The organism is Lentzea californiensis, assembly GCF_024648825.1.
GTDB classification, from domain to species: Bacteria; Actinomycetota; Actinomycetes; order Mycobacteriales; family Pseudonocardiaceae; genus Lentzea; species Lentzea californiensis.
Map to the genome: position 1 here is coordinate 1 of NZ_JANBBE010000008.1, position 19,633 is coordinate 19,633.

16 protein-coding genes and 1 rRNA gene are annotated in these 19,633 nt (G+C 69.7%); 6 read left to right on the top strand and 11 right to left on the bottom strand.

From position 1 onward, the window contains the following. The 7 genes from LX88_RS26740 to LX88_RS26770 form a co-directional block, all read right to left on the bottom strand. Positions 1 to 206: ribosomal RNA gene (locus LX88_RS26740) — 16S ribosomal RNA — on the bottom strand; the annotation flags it as partial. A gap of 397 nt (positions 207 to 603) precedes the next feature. Beyond that, positions 604 to 1,731: a sensor histidine kinase gene (locus tag LX88_RS26745; RefSeq protein ID WP_258950564.1), complete on the bottom strand. Its 1,128-nt coding sequence runs from the start codon at positions 1,729 to 1,731 to the stop codon at positions 604 to 606. Between the two features lie 3 nt (positions 1,732 to 1,734). Next, the gene (locus LX88_RS26750; protein ID WP_090073441.1) at positions 1,735 to 2,418 is read right to left on the bottom strand and encodes a response regulator transcription factor; all 684 of its coding nucleotides are present in this window, start codon (positions 2,416 to 2,418) and stop codon (positions 1,735 to 1,737) included. A gap of 46 nt (positions 2,419 to 2,464) precedes the next feature. Continuing rightward, entirely contained in the window at positions 2,465 to 3,106 is a 642-nt protein-coding gene (locus tag LX88_RS26755) for an SPFH domain-containing protein (RefSeq protein WP_258950565.1), read from the bottom strand. 233 nt (positions 3,107 to 3,339) lie between these two features. Then, on the bottom strand, positions 3,340 to 5,244 hold the full coding sequence (gene dxs, locus LX88_RS26760) for a 1-deoxy-D-xylulose-5-phosphate synthase (RefSeq protein WP_258950566.1): 1,905 nt from the start codon (positions 5,242 to 5,244) through the stop codon (positions 3,340 to 3,342). A gap of 62 nt (positions 5,245 to 5,306) precedes the next feature. Next, the gene (locus LX88_RS26765) at positions 5,307 to 6,512 is read right to left on the bottom strand and encodes a class I SAM-dependent RNA methyltransferase (RefSeq protein WP_258950567.1); all 1,206 of its coding nucleotides are present in this window, start codon (positions 6,510 to 6,512) and stop codon (positions 5,307 to 5,309) included. Then, the gene (locus LX88_RS26770) at positions 6,509 to 8,494 is read right to left on the bottom strand and encodes an APC family permease (RefSeq protein WP_258950568.1); all 1,986 of its coding nucleotides are present in this window, start codon (positions 8,492 to 8,494) and stop codon (positions 6,509 to 6,511) included. Before LX88_RS26770 ends, LX88_RS26765 begins: the two co-directional genes overlap by 4 nt. Positions 8,495 to 8,576: 82 nt before the next feature. Between LX88_RS26770 and LX88_RS26775 the strand changes: the two genes are divergently transcribed. The 5 genes from LX88_RS26775 (at position 8,577) to LX88_RS26795 (ending at position 16,581) form a co-directional block, all read left to right on the top strand. Beyond that, positions 8,577 to 9,239: a potassium channel family protein gene (locus tag LX88_RS26775; protein ID WP_258950569.1), complete on the top strand. Its 663-nt coding sequence runs from the start codon at positions 8,577 to 8,579 to the stop codon at positions 9,237 to 9,239. Further along, the gene (locus LX88_RS26780; RefSeq protein WP_258950570.1) at positions 9,239 to 9,895 is read left to right on the top strand and encodes a potassium channel family protein; all 657 of its coding nucleotides are present in this window, start codon (positions 9,239 to 9,241) and stop codon (positions 9,893 to 9,895) included. The genes LX88_RS26775 and LX88_RS26780 overlap by 1 nt, the downstream gene beginning before the upstream one ends. 50 nt (positions 9,896 to 9,945) lie before the next feature. After that, positions 9,946 to 12,486: an AAA family ATPase gene (locus LX88_RS26785; RefSeq protein ID WP_258950571.1), complete on the top strand. Its 2,541-nt coding sequence runs from the start codon at positions 9,946 to 9,948 to the stop codon at positions 12,484 to 12,486. A 43-nt stretch (positions 12,487 to 12,529) separates the two neighbouring features. After that, positions 12,530 to 15,070 carry an AAA family ATPase gene (locus tag LX88_RS26790; RefSeq protein ID WP_258950572.1) on the top strand — a complete coding sequence of 847 codons (2,541 nt, stop codon included), beginning with the start codon at positions 12,530 to 12,532 and terminating at the stop codon, positions 15,068 to 15,070. Positions 15,071 to 15,156: 86 nt separating this feature from the next. After that, positions 15,157 to 16,581, top strand: coding sequence for a ricin-type beta-trefoil lectin domain protein (locus tag LX88_RS26795; RefSeq protein ID WP_258950573.1), 1,425 nt, complete (start codon positions 15,157 to 15,159; stop codon positions 16,579 to 16,581). Between the two features lie 64 nt (positions 16,582 to 16,645). Here the strand turns inward: LX88_RS26795 and LX88_RS26800 are convergent, their stop codons facing one another. After that, a complete protein-coding gene (locus tag LX88_RS26800) occupies positions 16,646 to 17,416 on the bottom strand; it encodes a DUF3159 domain-containing protein (protein WP_258950574.1) in 771 nt (256 codons plus the stop codon). Continuing rightward, on the bottom strand, positions 17,413 to 17,793 hold the full coding sequence (locus LX88_RS26805; protein WP_030474780.1) for an OB-fold nucleic acid binding domain-containing protein: 381 nt from the start codon (positions 17,791 to 17,793) through the stop codon (positions 17,413 to 17,415). The genes LX88_RS26800 and LX88_RS26805 overlap by 4 nt, the downstream gene beginning before the upstream one ends. A gap of 69 nt (positions 17,794 to 17,862) precedes the next feature. On the opposite strand from LX88_RS26805, the gene LX88_RS26810 reads away from it, so the two are divergent. Further along, on the top strand, positions 17,863 to 18,519 hold the full coding sequence (locus tag LX88_RS26810) for an alpha/beta fold hydrolase (protein ID WP_258950575.1): 657 nt from the start codon (positions 17,863 to 17,865) through the stop codon (positions 18,517 to 18,519). On the opposite strand, the gene LX88_RS26815 is transcribed toward LX88_RS26810, so the two are convergent. Together LX88_RS26815 and dut are read right to left on the bottom strand one after the other, a co-directional pair. Then, on the bottom strand, positions 18,516 to 19,133 hold the full coding sequence (locus LX88_RS26815) for a DUF3710 domain-containing protein (protein ID WP_258950576.1): 618 nt from the start codon (positions 19,131 to 19,133) through the stop codon (positions 18,516 to 18,518). The genes LX88_RS26810 and LX88_RS26815 overlap by 4 nt on opposite strands. 4 nt (positions 19,134 to 19,137) lie before the next feature. Continuing rightward, positions 19,138 to 19,611 (bottom strand): dUTP diphosphatase, encoded by a 474-nt coding sequence (gene dut, locus LX88_RS26820; RefSeq protein WP_258950577.1) that lies wholly within the window; start codon positions 19,609 to 19,611, stop codon positions 19,138 to 19,140. Positions 19,612 to 19,633 lie beyond the last annotated feature (22 nt).

Sequence of the window (19,633 nt, forward strand, 5' to 3'; positions counted from 1 at the left end):
AACTTTCCACACCAAACCATGCAGTTCGGTGTCATATCCGGTATTAGACCTCGTTTCCAAGGCTTATCCCAGAGTACAGGGCAGGTTACCCACGTGTTACTCACCCGTTCGCCGCTCGTGTACCCCGAAGGGCCTTACCGCTCGACTTGCATGTGTTAAGCACGCCGCCAGCGTTCGTCCTGAGCCAGGATCAAACTCTCCAATAAGGATTATGTTTGATCGCTCCAGACGGAATATGTCTGGCATCAATCTAGTCTTGCCTCAAAGGAACTACCTCGACGAGGAGGTAATTCATATATTACTGGCTGTGTTTCGGCACGCTGTTGAGTTCTCAAAGAACACGCGCACACCGCAGCTAATCTCCGAAGAGAGTCACTTCCGGGGCTGTGTCAGGCTTAGAAGTCTTTCGCCGCACTCCGTTCCGGCTGTGTTTCCCGGCCCGTTCCGTGCTGGCATGGAGAAATTTACACGGGGCCCCCAGGAGATCCAAATCGGGGGTCACTAACGGCGTAACCGCAGGTCAGACACCACGCGGGCGGCTCAAACCCGCCGAGATCGACGCAGAGTGTGACCGGGACCACGCCGACAATCTTGCATCCGGCCTCAGCGAGGTGCGGCCGGCAGGTGCACGGTGACCGACAAACCGCCGGTCGGCACGGCCACTGCCTGCGCAAACCCGCCATGAGCGGCGACCGCGGCGCGCACGATCGAGAGCCCCAGACCCGTGCCGGACTGGCTGGTCCGGTCCTTGACCCCACGCCGGAACGGCTCGAACAGCTCCTCCACGCGGTCCGGCGGGATCAACGGACCCGACGACGACACCCGCAGAACGGACCACTGCGGTCCCGTCTCCACCACGGTCTCGATCCATCCGCCGACGTGGTTGTGGCGGACGGCGTTCTCCAGCAGGTTGCCGGCGATCCGCTCCAGCAGCGCGGGATCGCCGACCGCGAGCGCCGGCACGCACCGGAACACCGTGCGCAGGTTGCGTGCCTCGGCCTCGGCCCGTGCGGCCCTCCACGCGGACTCGACCACCGCGGACAGGTCGACCGGTTCCCGAACGGCGAGCCCGATCCCGTCCGTGCGCGCGAGCAGCAGCAGAGCGGACACCAACTGCTCGGCGCGCTCCCCCGCGGAACGCACGACGCCGGCCATGCGTCGCAGCTCTTCGGCGTCGGCATCCGGATCGGACAGAGTCACGTCCAGCTCGGTGCGCACCACCGAGAGAGGAGTGCGCAGTTCGTGCGATGCGTTCGCCACGAACCGGCGCTGCGAGTCGAAGGCGGCTTCCAGGCGGTCGAGCATCGCGTCGAACGTGTCCGCGAGCTCCGCGACCTCGTCGCGCGGGCCTTCCAGCCGCAACCGCGACCCCAGCGACTCGGCGGACAACCGGCGGGCAGCCCCTGTCACGTCGTGCAGCGGCTTCAGGACCCGACCGGTGAGCGTCCAGGTCAGCACGGCGGCGGCCACGACCATGCACGCGAATGCGATCAGTCCGGCACGCAGCAGGTCCTGACGGGCGGCGGCCGTCAACGCGTCGGTCAGCACCTTCACGGTGACGGTGACGCCGTCCACCGTGACCTGGGTGTCGGAGGGGAACGACGGCGACGAGTCGAAGACCCGCCCGACCAGCGTCCACCCGAGGAACAGCAGGACAGCGCTCACCACCGCGACGAGCGCGGTGGTGAGGAGCGTGATCCGAAGGCGAAGCCCTGGTCCGCGCCTTCGCATAGGTCAGTCCTCAGCAGATCCGTTCGAAGCACTCGGCACCCGGTAGCCGGAGCCCACGACGGTGTCGATGATGCCCGGTTCCCCGAGCTTCTTGCGCAACGTCATCACAGTTACGCGCACGGTCGTGGTGAACGGGTCGGCGTTCTCGTCCCACACGCGCTCAAGCAGCTCCTCGCTGCTGACGACCGAGCCCTTGGCCGCGAGCAGCACCTCGAGGACGCCGAACTCCTTGCGGGTCAGCTCGATCGGCTGCCCGCCGCGTGACACGGTGCGCCGCGCCGGGTCCAGTTCCACGTCCTGAGCGGCGAGCAGCGGAGGCGTCGCGGGAGTCGCGCGCCGGGCGAGCGCCCGCACGCGCGCGACCAGTTCGGGGAACGCGAACGGCTTCGCGAGGTAGTCGTCCGCTCCGAGCGACAGCCCGGACACGCGATCCTCGATGGACCCGCTCGCCGTCAGCATCATGACCCTGGTGAGCGCGCCGGAGCTGAGGATCTCCTTGCACAGCTCGTCGCCGGACATCCCCGGCAGGTCGCGGTCGAGCACAACCACGTCGTACCGCGTGACGGTCGACTTCTCGTGCCCGGTCTCGCCGTCGTAGGCGATGTCCACGGCCATACCTTCGCGCCTCAGGCCGCGAGCGATCGCGTCGGCCAGAGGCGCCTCGTCCTCGACTACCAAAATCCGCACGCCTCAAAGGTGCCACACGCACCTGAGAAGGCGCTTAACGACACCTTCACTTCCTGCGTGCAGGCCGATCGACGACGACGGTCGAGGCGGTCTGCAGTGCCCGGAGCTCCAGCAACGCCGGGTGCTCCTCCGCCAGCTTGGCCGCGTTCAGCAACGACCGCAGCGCAGCCGTCTCCCCGCGCGCCCGCTCCAGCGCCGCACGTCCCTCTGCGGCCGCCACCAGTTCGACCAGCGCGGCCCGGCGCAGCTCACCAGGCATCACGACGTCGCGAACTGCCACGTCGGAGACCGATACGCCCAGCTCAGCGGCCCGCGACGCCACGGCGGCCAGCACCTCGGCGGAAATCGCGTCACGCTCAGGGTCTACGGCGGAGTGCGCTCGCGTGACCACTGCACTGCGCAATGCGAGCTGCACGGCCGTGTAGAGCTCAGCCTCAGGCCCTGCGGACGCGACCACGAACGTCGTCGCCGAGGACACGGCCCACCGCACGACAACGGTGACGCGGACCAGCACGCCGTCAGCGGTCGGAACGTCCTGAGCCGCCGGGGTCATCGTGCGCGGCCGGAGGTCGACGCGGTGCAGCACGACGTGCCGCGGGAACTTGTGCTGACCGGGCTCGACCTCGCCCACCAGCACCCCACGATCGAACTGGACCGCCCGCTCCCACGGGTACAACGTGTGCTTCATCGTCTCTCCACCTCCACCCGGGTAGACCACGACCCCGGCCGGCGGGACTTCGAGCGGGAGTCCACAAGGGACTCGCAAAGCTCGTCGCCCCCGGTGTGCGACCGGGGTCGTGGCGTTCAGGAATTGAACCTGGTGCCGTTACAGGGCTCCACGGCGTCCGCAGAACGCGGGACCCGAGCGAGGAAGACCTGCCGGGCCGCAAGAACGAACGCTGTGGGTGGAGGTTAGCCGACCTACTTCTCGACGTGCTCGTCAATTTCGACGGGCAGGCACTCCAGGCGAGCGGCCCACTCCGTCACGCGGCGTGCGACGTCCTGCGCGGTGATGCCGCACAGCGCGAGCACCTCGCCACGCTCACCGTGGTCGTGGAACTGCTGCGGCAGAGCGATGTCGCGCAACGGCACCTCGACGTCGGCGTCGCGCAGGGCGGCCGCGAGAGAGGAACCGAAGCCGCCGTGGCGGCCACCGTCCTCCACGGTCACCACGAGCTTGTGCGACGCCGCCATCTCCACGAGGTCCACCGACATCGGGTAGATCCACCGCGGGTCGACGACCGTCACGCCGATGCCCTGGTCCTCCAGCCGTTGTGCGGCCTCGAGCCCGAGCTCGCCCAACGCGCCGACCGTCACCAGCAGCACGTCGGAACCCGACCGCCGAAGCACGTCCACGGAACCCACGCGCTCCAGGGCGGGCAGGTCCGGGCCGACGGAGGCCTTCGGGTAGCGGATCACCGACGGCGCGTCCGAGATCGCCACGGCCTCCCGCAGCTCCTCGACCAGCGTGCCGGCGTCACGCGGCGCCGCCACGTGGACGCCGGGGATCACGCCGAGGATCGACATGTCCCACATGCCGTGGTGCGACGCGCCGTCCGGGCCGGTGACGCCGGCCCGGTCCAGCACGACCGTGACGCCCTGCTTGTGCAGCGCGACGTCCATCAGCAGCTGGTCGAACGCCCGGTTGAGGAACGTCGCGTAGACGGCCACGACCGGGTGCAGCCCGCCGATCGCCAGGCCGGCGGCCGAGGTCAGGGCGTGCTGCTCGGCGATGCCGACGTCGAAGAACCGCTCCGGGAACGCCTTCGCGAACGCGTCCAGGCCGGTGGGCCCCTGCATCGCGGCGGTGATCGCCACGACGTCGGGGCGCTCACGGCCGACCTCGACCAGCGAGTCCGAGAACACGTGCGTCCAGGTCCGGCTGGCCGGCTTGACGTTCTCGCCGGTGATCGGGTCGATGACGCCGGTGGCGTGCATCTGGTCGGCCTCGTGGTTCTCGGCCGGCGCGAACCCCATGCCCTTGCGGGTGACCGCGTGCACGATCACCGGGCCGCCGAACGACTTCGCGCGCTGCAGTGCGGACTCCAGCGTCGCCATGTCGTGCCCGTCGACCGGGCCGATGTACTTAAGACCGAGGTCCTCGAACATCGCCTGCGGCGCCAGCGCGTCCTTGATGCCGCGCTTGGCGGCGTGCAGGGCGGCGTAGAGCGGCTTGCCGAAGAACGGCGTCTGCTGCAGCGCGCTCTTGCCCTTCTCCAGCACGCGCTCGTAGCCGGGCCGCAGCCTCAGCGACGACAGGTGGTCGGCGAGACCACCGATCGTCGGCGAGTACGAGCGGCCGTTGTCGTTGACCACGATCACGACCGGACGCGTCCTGTCCGCCGCGATGTTGTTCAACGCCTCCCAGCACATGCCGCCGGTCAGCGCGCCGTCGCCGACGACCGCGACCACGTGGCCGTGTGCGCCGTTGAGCTGCTTCGCCTTCGCCAGGCCGTCCGCGTACGACAGCGCCGTCGAGGCGTGTGAGCTCTCCTGCACGTCGTGCTCGGACTCCGACCGCGACGGGTAGCCCGACATCCCGCCGCGCTGGCGGAGCCGGTCGAACCCGTCACGGCGGCCCGTGACGATCTTGTGCACGTACGACTGGTGACCGGTGTCGAAGACGATCGGGTCCTGCGGCGAGTCGAAGACCCGGTGCAGTGCCACGGTCAGCTCGACGACACCCAGGTTGGGGCCCAGGTGCCCGCCCGTCTTGGACACCTTGTCGACCAGAAAACGACGGATCTCCTCGCACAGCTGCGACAGCTGCGCCTCGTCCATCCGTTTCAGATCAGCTGGTCCGTGCACGGACTCCAGCAGGGTCACCACGCCCACCTCACTCCTGAAGACTTCGGCTCAGTCTACGGAGACGCGACTGAGACGCAGCTTCAGCTCGTCTCAGGTACGAGCAGGGCGATGCACTCCATGTGGTGCGTCATGGGGAACGCGTCGAATGCGCGCAGTTCCGCGAGCCGGTACCCCTGAACTGTGAATTCGGCCAGGTCGCGTGCCAGTGCGGCGGGGTCGCAGGCGACGTAGACGACCCGTTCGGGACGGCGTCGTGCGACTTCAGCCACAACGACCTTGCCCGCACCCTTGCGAGGGGGGTCGAGGACCACGACATGAGGGTTCTCGACGGGCAGTTTGCGCGTGACGGCGAGTTCCACCTTGTCGGCCACCCACTCGACCTGGGACATGCGCCGGAGGTTGCGCCGGCCGTCCTCCACGGCACCGGGGAAAGACTCCACGACCAGCACGGATCCGCTTTCACCGACCTGCCGTCCGAGCACGGAGGCGAAGAGCCCGGCGCCGCCGTAGAGGTCCCACGCGCGTTGCCCCGGCTCGGCCGCGGCCCACTCCCCCACGACGGACGCGAACGTGTCCGCGGCGGCCGGGTGGACCTGCCAGAAACCATCCGCGGAAACTCGCCACTTTCGTTGGGCGGCGGTCTCGACGGCCGTACCGGTTCCGGCGCGTCGCGCGGTGTGTCGGCCGCGCACCTCACCCACATGACGGTTGCCGTCACCGTCCTGGACGATCGTCAGCTCCTGCGCCCGCCACTTTCGGTCGGCCACGGCCTCGACCATGCCCGGCCGGGAGATCACACAGTGGTCGACCGGGATCACATCGTGGGAACGCAGTCCCCGGAAACCCGGCTTCCCGTCACGGCCGACGGCCATCCGGATCCGGGTCCGCCACTCCAGCGGACCGCCCGGCAGCGCCTCGACGACCACGTCCCGTTCGATCTTGGCGAGCCTGGAGAGCTGCTCCTGGACGACCTGGGCCTTCAGTTCGCGTTGCGCGTCCCACGCGACGTGCTGGAAGTCGCAGCCTCCGCACATCCCGGGCCCGCTGAACGGGCAGGGCGCCTCGACGCGGTCCGGTGACGCCTGGAGGATCTCCACGGCGTCCGCACGGCAGAACGAGCCGCCGTTGTCCTCGTACACGGACACCACGACGCGTTCGCCGGGCAGCGCGTGACGCACGAACAGAACGCGCCCCTCGTGCCGTGCGATGAAATGCCCGCCGTGTGCGACGGGCCCCACCTCTACCTCGAACTTGCGTCCGGTCCAGTCTTCCTTGGTCGTGCTCATCGGTCGTCAAGTCCCCTTCGGACAGCGCCGGGCGCGATGACGTCCTTGTCCTTGACCTTCACCGAGGACTCGAGCTGCCACGGGACGCTGGTCACCATCACACCCGGCTGGAAAAGCAGCCTTCCCTTGAGTCGCAACGCGCTCTGGTTGTGGAGGAGCTGCTCCCACCAGTGGCCGACGACGTACTCGGGGATGAACACCGTAACAACGTCGCGCGGGTTGTCCGTCCGGACGCGCTTGACGTAGTCGAGAACGGGCTTGGTGATCTCCCGGTAGGGGGACTCGATCACCTTCAGCGGGATCCTGAAGTTCTCCTTCTCCCACTCCGCGACGAGCTTGCGGGTGTCGCCGTCGTCGACGTTGACCGTGACGGCCTCCAGCACGTCCGGGCGCACGGCCTTGGCGTAGGACAGCGCCCGGATGGTCGGCATGTGCAGTTTGGACACCAGCACCATCGCGTGGTTGCGTGCGGGCATCGTGCGCACGCGCTCCTGCTTGCGCAGTTCCTCGGCGACGGTGTCGTAGTGCTTGCGGATCGCCGTCATCAACGCGTAGATGGCGGCCATCGCGGCGATGGCGATCCACGCGCCCTTGGTGAACTTCGTGATCAGCACGATGATCAGCACCGTCGCGGTCAGCGCGAGACCGAACGTGTTGATCGCCTGCGAGCGCCGCATCCGCCTGCGCGCCTGCTCGTCGGTCTCGGTCTTGAGTAGCCGCTGCCAGTGCTTGATCATGCCGAGCTGGCTGAGCGTGAACGACACGAACACACCGACGATGTAGAGCTGGATCAGCCGGGTGACCTCGGCGTCGAACGCGATCACCAGCACGACCGCGAAGCCGGCCAGGAAGATGATGCCGTTGGAGAACGCCAGCCGGTCGCCGCGGGTGTGCAGCTGACGCGGCAGGTAGCGGTCCTGGGCGAGGATCGAGCCGAGCACCGGGAACCCGTTGAACGCGGTGTTCGCGGCGAGCACCAGGATCAGGGCGGTGACGCCGGCGATGAAGTAGAAGCCGGGCGGGAAGTTGTCGAACACGGCGTGCGCGATCTGCGCGACCATCGTCTTCTGCTCGTAACCCTCGGGCGCGTTGGTGATCTGCTGGGCGGGGAACTCGGCCATCCGCACGTCGGTCAGCTGGGCGAGGACGATCAGGCCCATCAGCATGACCACCGAGATGCTGCCCATCAGCAGCAGCGTCGTCGCGGCGTTGCGGGACTTGGGCTTGCGGAACGCGGGCACGCCGTTGCTGATCGCCTCGACACCGGTGAGAGCGGCGCAGCCGGACGAGAACGCCCGCAGCACCAGGAACACGAACGCGAGCCCCATCAGGTGGTCCTGCTCGGCGTGGATCTCCAGGCCGGAGCTCTCGGCCCGCATGTCGTCGCCCATCACGAGCCCGCGGAACAGGCCGTAGCCGATCAGGCCGAAGACACCGATCATGAACGCGTAGACCGGCACGGCGAACGCGCTGCCGGACTCCCGGATGCCGCGCAGGTTCACCGCCGTGAGCAGCACGATGGCCGCGACCGCGAACTCCGCCTTGTGGGTCGCGACGAACGGGATCGCCGAACCGATGTTCGCCGCGGCCGCCGAGATCGACACCGCGACCGTGAGGATGTAGTCGACGAGCAGGGCGCTCGCCACCGTGAGCCCCGCTCTGCGGCCGAGGTTGACCGTCGCGACCTCGTAGTCGCCGCCACCGGACGGGTAGGCGTGCACGTTCTGCCGGTAGCTGGCCACCACGGTGAGCATCACCACGATGACCGCGACCCCGACCCATGGCGCCATGGCGTAGGCGCTCAGGCCCGCCACCGACAGCATCAGGAAGATCTCCTCCGGCGCGTAGGCGACCGACGACATGGCGTCGGAGGCGAACACGGGGAGGGCGATGCGTTTGGGCAGGAGGGTGTGCGCGAGGCGATCACTGCGGAACGGCCGTCCGACCAGGAGGCGCTTGGCAGCGGTGGCGAGCTTGGACACGGCCAGAGCGTAAGGGGTCCGCTCACCGGGACGGGCTGATGCTCGGTAGGTTCTGCGGAGAGTTCGCCTGAGGAGGCATGTCGTGCACGTGGTGATCATGGGATGTGGCCGGGTGGGGGCGTCCCTGGCCAGGGCCCTGGAGCGACTCGACCACCAGGTCGCCGTGATCGACAAGGATTCGCAGTCGTTCCGCAGGCTGGGCAGCGACTTCCACGGACAGCAGGTCATCGGCAACGGTTTCGACCGTAATGTCCTGATCGAGGCCGGTGTCGAGCGCGCGGGCGCGTTCGCGGCGGTCTCCAGCGGCGACAACTCGAACATCATTTCGGCGCGGGTCGCGCGTGAGACGTTCGGCGTCGAGCACGTCGTCGCGCGCATCTACGACCACAAGCGTGCTGCGGTGTACGAGCGCCTGGGCATCCCGACCGTGGCGACGGTGCCGTGGAGCACCGACAGGTTCCTGCGGATGTTGCTGCCCGAAGGGGCGTCGACCGCGTGGCGCGACCCGTCCGGCACCGTGGCGGTGCTGCCGATCGAGGTCGACGAGGCCTGGGTGGGGCGGCCGGTGCGCGAGCTCGAAGAGGCGATCGGCGCGCGGGTGGCGTTCGTGATGCGCTTCGGCACGGGGGTGCTGCCGGACGCGAAGACCGTCGTGCAGGCCGACGACTCCATCTACGTGGCGGCGCTGTCCGGCACGATCACCGACGTCGCGGCGGCGGCGCTGCAGGCACCGGAGGAGAGCTGATGCGGGTAGCGATCGCTGGTGCGGGAGCGGTGGGACGGTCCATCGCGCAGGAGCTCGTCTCGGACGGGCACCAGGTCATGCTGATCGAGCGGGACCGGGCGCACTTCGACCCGAACTCCGTCGAGCAGGCCGAGTGGGTCCAGGCCGACGCGTGCGAGTTGTCCTCTTTGGAGGACGCGGGCATGCAACTGTGCGACGTGGTGATCGCCGCGACCGGTGACGACAAGGTCAACCTCGTGGTGTCGCTGCTCGCCAAGACGGAGTTCGCCGTCCGGCGCGTCATCGCACGCGTGAACGACCCGACGAACGAATGGCTCTTCACCGAGTCGTGGGGTGTCGACGTGGCCGTGTCCACGCCACGACTGCTGGCCGCCATGGTCGAGGAGTCCGTGACGATCGGCGACGTCGTACGCCTGATGACGTTGCGGCAGGGGCAGGCGAACCTCGTGGAGATCACGCTCGACGAGGCGACGCCGTTCGCCGGCCGGGCGGTCTCGGAGCTGTCGATGCCGCGGGACGCCGCCCTGGTGACGATCCTGCGCGGCGGGCGGGTCATCGTGCCGCAGCCGGACGACACGCTCGAGGGCGGCGACGAGCTGTTGTTCGTCACGACCGCCGCCGTCGAGCAGGACATCAAGACCGCTCTGGGTTACTAGGCGCGCGCTCCGCTGCGTATCTGCGCAGCGGAGCCGGGCACCTACCTCGTGTGAGCGATCAGCTGCCCCTGGTCGGGCGCGAGGAAGAGTTGCGGACCGTGCTGCGGGCGTTGGCCGTGGACGGCGCGGTGCTGCTTACCGGTCCTTCTGGCGTGGGAAAGACACGGCTGGCCGGTGAGGCACTCGCTGCGGTGCCGCGTCCCGTCGTGCGCTGTTACGCCACGGTCGCCACGTCCCGGATTCCCCTCGGCGCGATCGCGTCACTCGTGCCCACCGATCTGCCCGCCTCGCAGAGTTCGATCCTGCCGTCGTCGTCCGTGCGCGCAGCCGCCGAGCACCTCTCTCGTGGCGGGCGGCGGGTGTTGTCGGTCGATGACGCGCATCTGCTCGACGACGCGTCGTTGTTGGTGTTGCAGCACCTCGTGCGTCACCGGCTGATGCGAGTCATGTGCACGGCACGGCCTGGTTGGGGCATGGAGCGGTTGACCGTCATCGCGGTCGACGCGCTGGATCGGAAGCGCGCGGACGCGTTGCTGGCAGCGGCTCTCGGCGGGCCGGCCGATGCCTCGACCCGGCACCTGGTGTGGGCGAACAGCCGTGGAAACCCGTTGTACCTCAAAGAACTCGTCGCGGCTGGTCGGCACCGCGGCGCGTTGACCGAGACCGAGGGCGGGTGGCACTGGAGCGGGCCGCTGGAGCTGTCCGGGCGGCTCGCCGAGCTCGTCGACCTCGCGCTGGGACGGCTCGCGGATCCGCAGCGGCGGGCGCTGGAGCTGCTCGCGTACGGCGAACCGCTCGAAGCCGGGCTGATGTCCGTGCCGCAGGACCTCGTGGACATGGGGTTCGTGCGCGTCGGTGACGACCGGCGGGCGTGCGTCGCTCATCCGCTCTACAGCGCACGCCTGCGGGCCACCTGTCCGACATTGCGCGCACGGGCACACAGGCGTGCGTTGGCCGATCGGCTGGCGAGTGCCGGCCGTCCCGGTGACGCGCTGCGCGTCGCGACGTGGCGGCTCGACAGCGGGACGGCCGAGTCGTCCGGTGTGCTGGCGCGAGCCGCCGAGCAGGCACTGTCCGCTCAGGACTGGGAACTCGCCGAGCGGCTCGCGCGTGCCGCTGTGGCCCGCGGGGCGACATCGCGCGTGGGACTCGTGCTGGGCCTTGTGCTGATGTACCAGCGTCAGTGCGCACAGGCCGAGGAAGTGCTCGCCGAGACCATGGCGGCGGGCGGCGACACACTGACGTTGATCCAGGTCGGCTGTACGCGCGCGTTCAACCTGTTCTTCGGCCTCGGTGACGAGGACGCCGCCGTGGCCGTGCTGGATCTCGTGACAGCACGGAAACTGTCCGCCGAGATGGAGCACGCGGTGTTGTTCTTCTCGCTGACGTTGGCGCTGGAGGCTGCACCGTTGTGCGTCGCACGGCTGGGCGGTGAGCTGTTGCTCGCGGAGGGCGGCTGGGCGGCGACTGCGGGACGGCAGGTGCTGGCGTTCACGGACCAGTTCGCGGGCCGCTACACCGAGGCCATCGCACGGATCGAGGGCAACCATCAGGCCGTGCTGGCGACAGCGGGGCGGTTCCCGTCGCTGATGAGCGCGGCTCAGGGCGTGCGCACCGAGAGCATGCTGCGGTCCGGTGACCTGGTGGGTGCGGAGAGGCGGGCCTCGCAAGCGCTCGCGGAGGTGATCGAGGAGGACCGCTGGGCGGTCACCCAGGTGCCGTCGCGGGTGTTGCTGAGCCAGAGCGCGCGGTTGCGCGGGAAGGCCGCGTCGGCCGTGCGGATCTCCGCCGAGGGCGTGCCGGACCCGGCCGCGCCGCCGATGATGTGGGACGTGCTGCTGCTGGCCGAGTTCGCGGCCGGCGCGGCGTTGCAGGGGCAGTCGGATCGTGCTTTCCGGGCCTTGGCACGTGCGGAGGCCGGCTTGCGGCCCGCGTGGCGTGTGGCGCGGTTCGCCGTAGGGGCCGCACGGTCGTGGGTGCTCGCTGGGGCTGGGCATGTCCAGGAGGCGATGCAGGCCGCCCTGGACAACGCCGTCTTGGCTCGGACGCACGGCGCGAACTCTGAGGAGATCGTGTCGCTGCACGACGCCGCACGGTTCGGTGCGGACACCTCACCTCGTCTGTTGGAACTCGCGAAGTCACGTAAGGAGCCGCTCACGACCGCGTACGCCTCGCACGCCCAGGCGCGCGCGTTGCGTGACCCGGCGGGGCTGGAGGAGGTGGCGGTGGCGTTCACGGCGTGCGGTGCCACGTTGTACGCGGCTGAGGCGCTCGCGGAAGCCAGCAGACTGTCGCGTCTGCACGACCGGCCTCGTGAGGCGGACCGGCTGGAACGGCAGGCGGCGGCGCTCGCGGAGACGTTCGACGGCGCGACCACCCCTGGTCTCGTGATGACTCGCACGCTCGCCGCGCTGACGCCACGTCAGCTGGAGATCGCGCGTCTCGCCGTGGCCGGACTGACGAACGTCGAGATCGCCGAACGCCTGGCGATCGCCAAACGGACCGTGGACAACCATCTGCACACGACGTACGCGGCAGTGGGCGTGACGGGACGGGGTGGCTTGCGCGAGTTGTTCGGCCACGGCGCGTAAATCGATGTGCGCGGCGGGCCGGCCCTTCGGCACACTGCGAGTCGTGTGGCCGTTCGTGGGCAGGGTGCGGGAAATCGAGGACGTGATGTCCGCGCTCACGTCAGGCAACGGCGCCGCGCTCGTCGGACCGGCCGGTGTGGGCAAGACGCGACTCACGGACGAGGTCGTGGCACGGCTGGAGCGCTCCGGACTCGCCGTGCGGCGTTGCTATGCGACGGTGGCGACGTCGGCCATCCCGTTCGGGGCGATGGCCGCGATGCTGCCCGCTGACCTGCGCACGGCGAACCCGCTCGGTCGCGCCGTGGAGCACCTCCTGTCCGAACCGCAGCCGTTGGTGATCGTGGTGGACGACGCGCATCTGCTGGACGACGCCTCCATCGCGTTGCTGCACCACGTGATCCGGCATGGACACGCACGGGTGCTCGTGACTTCACGGCCGGGTGAGCGCACTGAGTTGTGGCAGGAAGGGCTGCTGCGCCATTGCCCGCTCGGTGACCTGTCGCGCGCCGAGTCCGACCTGCTGCTCGAACGCGCGCTGGGCGACCCGGCCGACACGCGGTCGGCGTCACTGCTGTGGTTCGCCAGCGCGGGAAACCCGTTGTACCTCAGGGAACTCGTCGTGTCGGGGCGCGCGGTGGGCACGTTGCGCGCAGACGACGGCATCTGGTCGTGGCACGGCGCGATCGAGCTCGGCGGGCGGCTCGCGGAGCTCGTGCGGTCCAACCTCGGCCGGTTGGAACCGTCGCACCGGCAAGCGCTGGAACTGCTCGCGTATTCCGAGCCGGTGGAACTGGACCTGCTGGCATCGCTCGTGCGCGACGAGGCGCTGGACGACCTGGAGACGCGCGGGTTGATCCGTGTCGTGCCCTCAGGACGTCGCACGGTCGTGCGGCTCGGACACCCGTTGTACGGCAGCCTGCTTCGCGCGACGTGCCCGACGTTGCGCGCGCGGGCACACCGACGAGCGCTGGCCACCGCCCTGGAGGCGACGGGCGCGCGCCGCCGTGAAGACCTCATGCGCATCACCACGTGGCGGCTCGACGGCGGCTCCCCCACCTCGGCGACCCTGCTCGCCGAGGCCGCCGAACAGGCCTGGGCCGCGCAGGACGTGACGCTCGCCCAACGCCTCTGCCGCGCCGCTGTCGAGGCAGGCGGCCTGAACCGGGTCGGGCACGTGTTCGGCCAGGTGCTGATGCACGGCCACGAGCCGTCGCAGGCCGAAGCGACCCTCGCCGACGTGATGGCCGGCCCGCTGCCGGCGGAGGACCTGAGCCACCTCGCCGCGACCCGCGCGATGAACCTGCACTTCGGCCTTGGTGACGCGGACAGCGCCGCCGCGACGCTCGACGCCGCCGACGTACCCGGCCTCCCGGCGGACGTGCACGACTGGTTGCAGGTCGTCCGGGTCATCCTGGACGCACAACACCATCACGTGACGACGGTGCTCGAACGCACCTACCGCCCCGTGGCACCTCATCTCACCGTCCACATGCGACGCACCAGAGCGTTGTGCCTCCTGCAAGCGGGCCGCTATCGCGAGGTCGCGCAGGAAATCACCGCCTACGAGGCACTGGAAGACCTTGCCGAACCAGACGACGGCGCACTGCGCATGCAGTGCTTCGCACTGGCGTTCGCCGGCCGTCTCGCCGAGGCGGAGGCTCTCGCGCTGACGATGTACGACCGGCCGTTCGACGATCTGGCGTTCACGGGCGCGACATCGCTCTACAGCGTGCTGTCGTTCTGCGCGCGCATGCGAGGCAACGGCTCCCAAGCCTTGCGCATGGCCCGCGAAGGCAGCCCGAAATCCCGCACGGGTCCCCTGCTCTTCGACGCCATCGCGCTGGCGAACCTGGCCGTCGCCGCGGCGATCTCCGGTGACGCCACCCTGGCCCAGCAGACACTGGCCCGCGCCGAGAAGGCCCGCCGCCCAGCCTGGCGCCTGAGCGGCACCACGGTCTCGGTGACCCGCTCCTGGGTGCTCGCGAGCACCGGTGACATCCGCGCCGCAGCTGATGCAGCCATGGCCGCCGCCAACGAGTGCGCCGAACTGGGCGTGCACGGCGGCGAGGCCATGGCACTGCACGATGCCGCCCGCTACGGCGTGGACGCGTCCCTGCGCCTAACGGCCCTCACGGCCACCATGGACGACCCGATGACGAAGGCCTACGCCTCACACGCGACCGCCCTCGCGCACGCCGCACCGACCGCCCTGGAGACCACGGCAACGGACTTCCAGCGCCTCGGCGCCACCCTGTACGCCGCTGAGGCCCTGGCCGCCGCCACCCGTCTGCACCGAACCCGGGGCAACGCCCGTGCCGCCTCCCAGGCCTCCGCCCGGCAGGCCCTCCTGATGCGCGGCTTCGACGGCGTCCACACCCCGGTCCTGCGCGCCGGCGACCTCACCCACCTGACCCGCCGCCAGGCCGAGGTGGCCCACCTCGCCACGTCCGGACTCACCAACCAGCAGATCGCCGGGCGGCTCCACACGTCCAAGCGCACCGTCGACAACCACCTGCACGCGATCTACGGGGTGCTGGGCGTTACCGGTCGTGAGGAACTTCGCATCGCCCTCGGGAAGGCCTGAACGAGGTTAAGATCCCCCGCGGAAGACTCGTGGACCTGGGGGAACACATGGTGAAATCACCGTCGTACAGACGCGCGTCCATAGGCGTGCTCGCATCCGCCGCTCTCGTCCTCGCCGGCACCGCCGCGAGCGCTGTCGGTGGCGGCACCACCGTCGGCAACGACGCCCACCGCTACGTCGCGAAGATCCAGGGCCCGGCCGGTGCGTGCACCGGCAGCCTGGTCGCGCCCCTGTGGGTGATCACCGCGAAGAACTGCGTCCCGCACGACGCGAACGGCGTGCCGGCCGGCGCGACCACGCTGACCGTCGGCCGCGGCGACCTCACCAGCACCGCGGGCCGCGTGCAGCAGGCGACGAAGGTCGTCCCGCGCGCCGACCGCGACCTCGCGCTGGTGAAGCTGTCGATCCCGGTGCTCGACCTGCCGTTCCTGGCACTCGCCACCACCGCGCCGGCGACCGATGCGCCGGTGCAGGTCATCGGCTACGGCCGCACGACCGACACGTGGGTGCCGGACAAGGCGTCCATCGCGCCGTTCACCGTCGGGGCGCTCGGCTCGGCCACGTTCGCGGTGACCAGCCCGTCCGGCAAGGACACCTGCAAGGGCGACGCGGGCGGCCCGACGCTGCTCGGCGACAAGCTCGCCGGCATCACCTCGACGTCGTGGCAGCACGGCTGCCTCACGGTGACCGAGACCCGCCAGGGCGGCACGCAGGCCCGCGTCGACGACATCGCGGCGTGGATCCGCCAGACCATCGACGTGGTGCCCGCCGGCACGATCACCGGCCCGGCGGGCAAGTGCATCGAGAACATCAACGCGCGGCTCGTCAACGGCAACCCCGTGCAGTACCACTCCTGCAACACCACCGGTACGCAGAACTGGGTGGTGGCGGCGAGCGGCATGATCGAGCTGCAGAACAAGTGCATCGAGGTCGTCGGCGGGAACACCGCCAACGGCACCAGGATCCAGGTGGCCCCCTGCACCGGTGAGCCGAAGCAGAACTGGACGGCGCACCCCGACGGCTCGTACCGCGCGCTGGGCAAGTGCCTCGACGTGGCCAACGGCATCAACGCCAACGGCACGCCCATGCAGCTGCACGACTGCAACGGCTCTCCCGCGCAGCGGTGGACGATCTCGGTCGGCTCGCTGCAGGCGTTCGGCCGCTGCCTCGACCTGCCCGGCGGCTACGCCACCGAGGCCAACCTGCTGCAGTTGCACGACTGCAACGGCACGGCCGCGCAGCAGTGGCGGCCAGGCGACGGCAGGATCACCACTGCGGCCCGGTGCATGGGCGCGGCCGGTGACCAGGTGGCGAACGGGACGCTGATCGAGATCTTCGACTGCGGCGGCACCCCCGGCCAGAGGTGGCTGCCGCGCGACGACGGCACCATCCTCAACCCGCCGTCGGGCAGGTGCCTCGACCTCCGGTTCGCCGACACCTCCGAGTTCGCGGTGATCCAGTTGCACGACTGCAACGCCTCGGTCGCGCAGAAGTGGACGATCGCGGTCTGACGGACCGATGAACAGGGCCGGTGTCTCCGAGGAGGCACCGGCCCTGTCGTCGTTCGTGTGGCTGTCAGTCCCTGGACTTGTCGCGGGACTCGGCGTCGACGACGCGCTTGAGCTCGTCCATGTCCGGGGTGAGCAGGTCGTCGGCCGTGCGGGCGAGCACTGCCTCCGTCGCTGCTTCGGCATCCGCCTCGGCCTTGGCCTCGGCGGCTTCCTCGGCCGCCTTCAGGCGCTTGTCCGCGCGGCGGACCGCCCAGACCGTGGCCAGGAGGGCGATGGCCATCAGCGGGTAGCCCATGCCGAGGCGGGCGACGGCGAGCCAGCCGACCTGGTCCTCGTCGTAGAGCCAGCGCTGGACCACGAAGCGGGCGAAGAACACCAGGGCCCACACGAAGGTCGCGATGTCGTAGTCGCGGACCGAGGCCTTGTCGTCGCGCCAGGAGCGGTCTCTGCCGTTGAGGAACGTCCAGATCACGCCGGCGAGCGGCCGGCGCACGATGATCGACAGCAGGAACGCGCTGCCGTACACGACGCTCTGCCAGATGCCGAAGAGGAAGAAACCCTTGGCTTCGCCTGTCTTGTACGCGATGAACGCCGCGATGCCCACGCCGAAGACGGCGGAGATCGCGGGCTGGATGGTGCCCTTGCGCACGGCCAGGACCACGCCGATGACGACGGCGGCGGCGAGCGAGCTGATGATCGCGGCCATCAGGTTCTTGGTCGTGAAGTTGATGATCACGAAGACGAGCACGGGCAGCGACGAGTAGAGCATTCCGCTCACGCCGCCCATCTGCTCGAGGACGGTGGGCTGCTTTTCTTCGGTCTTGACTGAAGTCATGAAGCGTTCTGCAACTCGTAATAGGGGTTGTAGAGCACCTTGCGCCCGTCGCGCACGGCGATGCGGCCTCGGGCCTTGATCGTCCGACCAGGCTCGATTCCCGCGATGCGACGGCGGCCGAGCCAGACGAGGGTGACGCCCTCGGTGCCGTCGTAGAGCTCGGCTTCCAGGGTGGCGGCCGCGTCCCGCGGGCAGAGCTCCACACTGCGGAGCCTTCCGAGGACGGTGACCTCCTCACCGGACTTGCAGTCGCAGGCCTTCACCGCGCCGACGGCCTCCGCTTTTCGCGAGAGGTCGTCCGCGTCGAGCTCGGTCACGTCGCTGGTCAAGCGACGTACCAAGCGGCGCCAATAGCCGCTCATCCCCGACTCCTGCATTGCTCAGGTGGCCCCGTGGTGTGGACCGTCTGACAGTGAGGGTACGCACGGGCGGCGACAATCCCGGGCGTGCCTGCCGAGACTGTGCTTCTCCTGCCCGGAACCGCCTCTGACGAGGTGTTCGTCCGTTCCGTGTTCACCGAGCCGTTGTCGCAGGTCGGTGCCGTTCTCAGCGCACCACGTGTCCGCACGCTCCGTGAACGGTTGACGGCCCTCGAAAGTGCCCCGGCAAGCCACCCGATCGTGGTAGGTGGTGTCTCGCTGGGTGCGCACGTCGCCGCGCGGTGGGCGGTGGCCAACCCGGACCGGTGCGCGGGCCTGGTCCTGGCGCTCCCGGCGTGGACCGGCGCCCCGCACGAGGCACCGGCGGCGCTCGCGGCCAGGGCGAGCGCGCAGATGGTCAGGACCCAGGGCGTCACGACGGCGCTCGCCGGCACGACCGGCTGGCTGCGCGACGAACTGACGAGGGCCTGGCACGGCTACGGCGACCAGCTCGTGCCGCACCTCGAAGAAGCCGCCGAGTCGCTCGCTCCGACGCTCGACGAGCTGAAGTCGCTGGACGTGCCGACGGGCATCGTCGGGTGCACCGATGACCCGGTGCACCCGATCGCAGTCGCGCGGGCATGGGCCGAAGCCATCCCACGCGCCGTGCTCGTCACAACGACGCTGGACGCCTACCCGCACGCGTTGGGGCGTGCGGTGCAGGCGTGGCAGCAGGCGCTTTAGCCCTGCTGCTGCTCGATGTGCCGGGCGATCGCCTCCGGCAGCTCGACCGGCAGCGGGGTGCGAGGCGGCATCGGCTGCTCTCCGCGCACGACCACCGTGCCGCGCAACATCTCGCGCAGCGCCTGCGAGTTCTGCTCGAAGTGCTCTTCGGGACCGGCCGCGACACCGCGCAGCATCCAGCGCGGACCGTCGACGCCGACGAAGAGGATCTGCACGCCCTGGTTGCGCGCGGTGATCTCCTCGCCCCACTCGCCGTTCTCGCGGTTGATGCGGGCGCCGTCCTCCTTGAGGCCGTCGATCAGCTCGGCGCCGACCTCCCGCCACAGGCCTCCCGACTTCGGCGCGGCGAACGCGCTGACCGTCAGCTGGCCGACGGACGTGAGGACGTGCACGGCGCGCACGGAGCCGTTCTGCTGGTCCATCTCGACCTGCAGCTGGGCCTCGTCCGGCATCGGGATCAGCACCGATCCCAGGTCGAGCCGCTCGACGTCGTCCTGGGGAGCGACCGTCGAGTCCCACGGGCCCTCGACGTCGTCGAAGACCTCGTCGTGCTCGGGACCGGTCTCGACCGCCCCCGAGGAGTGACGACCGCGCTTGCGGCGCCTTCCGAACATGCCCCTACCCCTCCGCCTTCATCCGGGCGAGCACCACGTGCCCACCGGTCGAGCCATAGCCTCCCGCACCGCGTTCCGTCTCCGGCAACTCGGTCACCTCCCGGAACACCGCGTGCTCGACGCGTTGCACGACGAGCTGGGCGATCCGGTCCCCACGTGACAGCGCGATCGGCTCACGGAGATCATGGTTCACGAGGCAAACGCGGATCTCACCGCGGTAGCCGGAGTCGATCGTGCCGGGTGTGTTCACCACGCTCAGCCCGACCCGTGCGGCCAGGCCTGACCGTGGGTGGACGAAGCCCGCGAACCCGTCGGGAAGCGCGATGGCGACACCGGTGCCGACCACGGCGCGCTCTCCTGGTGGAATGACCACGTCCGACGTGGTGACCAGATCCGCCCCCGCGTCGCCGTAGCGGGCGTAGGCGGGCACGGGAACCCCCGGATCGAGCCGGGTCAGCAACACCTCGACGCTGGACACGGCGGCCGAGATTACCCTGACG

Coding starts and splice junctions, on each gene's coding strand:
- LX88_RS26745 (WP_258950564.1), bottom strand. CDS start 1,731: ATGCGAAGGCGCGGACCAGGGCTTCGCCTTCGGATCACGCTCCTCACC.
- LX88_RS26780 (WP_258950570.1), top strand. CDS start 9,239: ATGCGGGTAGCGATCGCTGGTGCGGGAGCGGTGGGACGGTCCATCGCG.
- LX88_RS26815 (WP_258950576.1), bottom strand. CDS start 19,133: ATGTTCGGAAGGCGCCGCAAGCGCGGTCGTCACTCCTCGGGGGCGGTC.
- LX88_RS26765 (WP_258950567.1), bottom strand. CDS start 6,512: ATGAGCACGACCAAGGAAGACTGGACCGGACGCAAGTTCGAGGTAGAG.
- LX88_RS26755 (WP_258950565.1), bottom strand. CDS start 3,106: ATGAAGCACACGTTGTACCCGTGGGAGCGGGCGGTCCAGTTCGATCGT.
- LX88_RS26805 (WP_030474780.1), bottom strand. CDS start 17,793: ATGCAGGAGTCGGGGATGAGCGGCTATTGGCGCCGCTTGGTACGTCGC.
- LX88_RS26800 (WP_258950574.1), bottom strand. CDS start 17,416: ATGACTTCAGTCAAGACCGAAGAAAAGCAGCCCACCGTCCTCGAGCAG.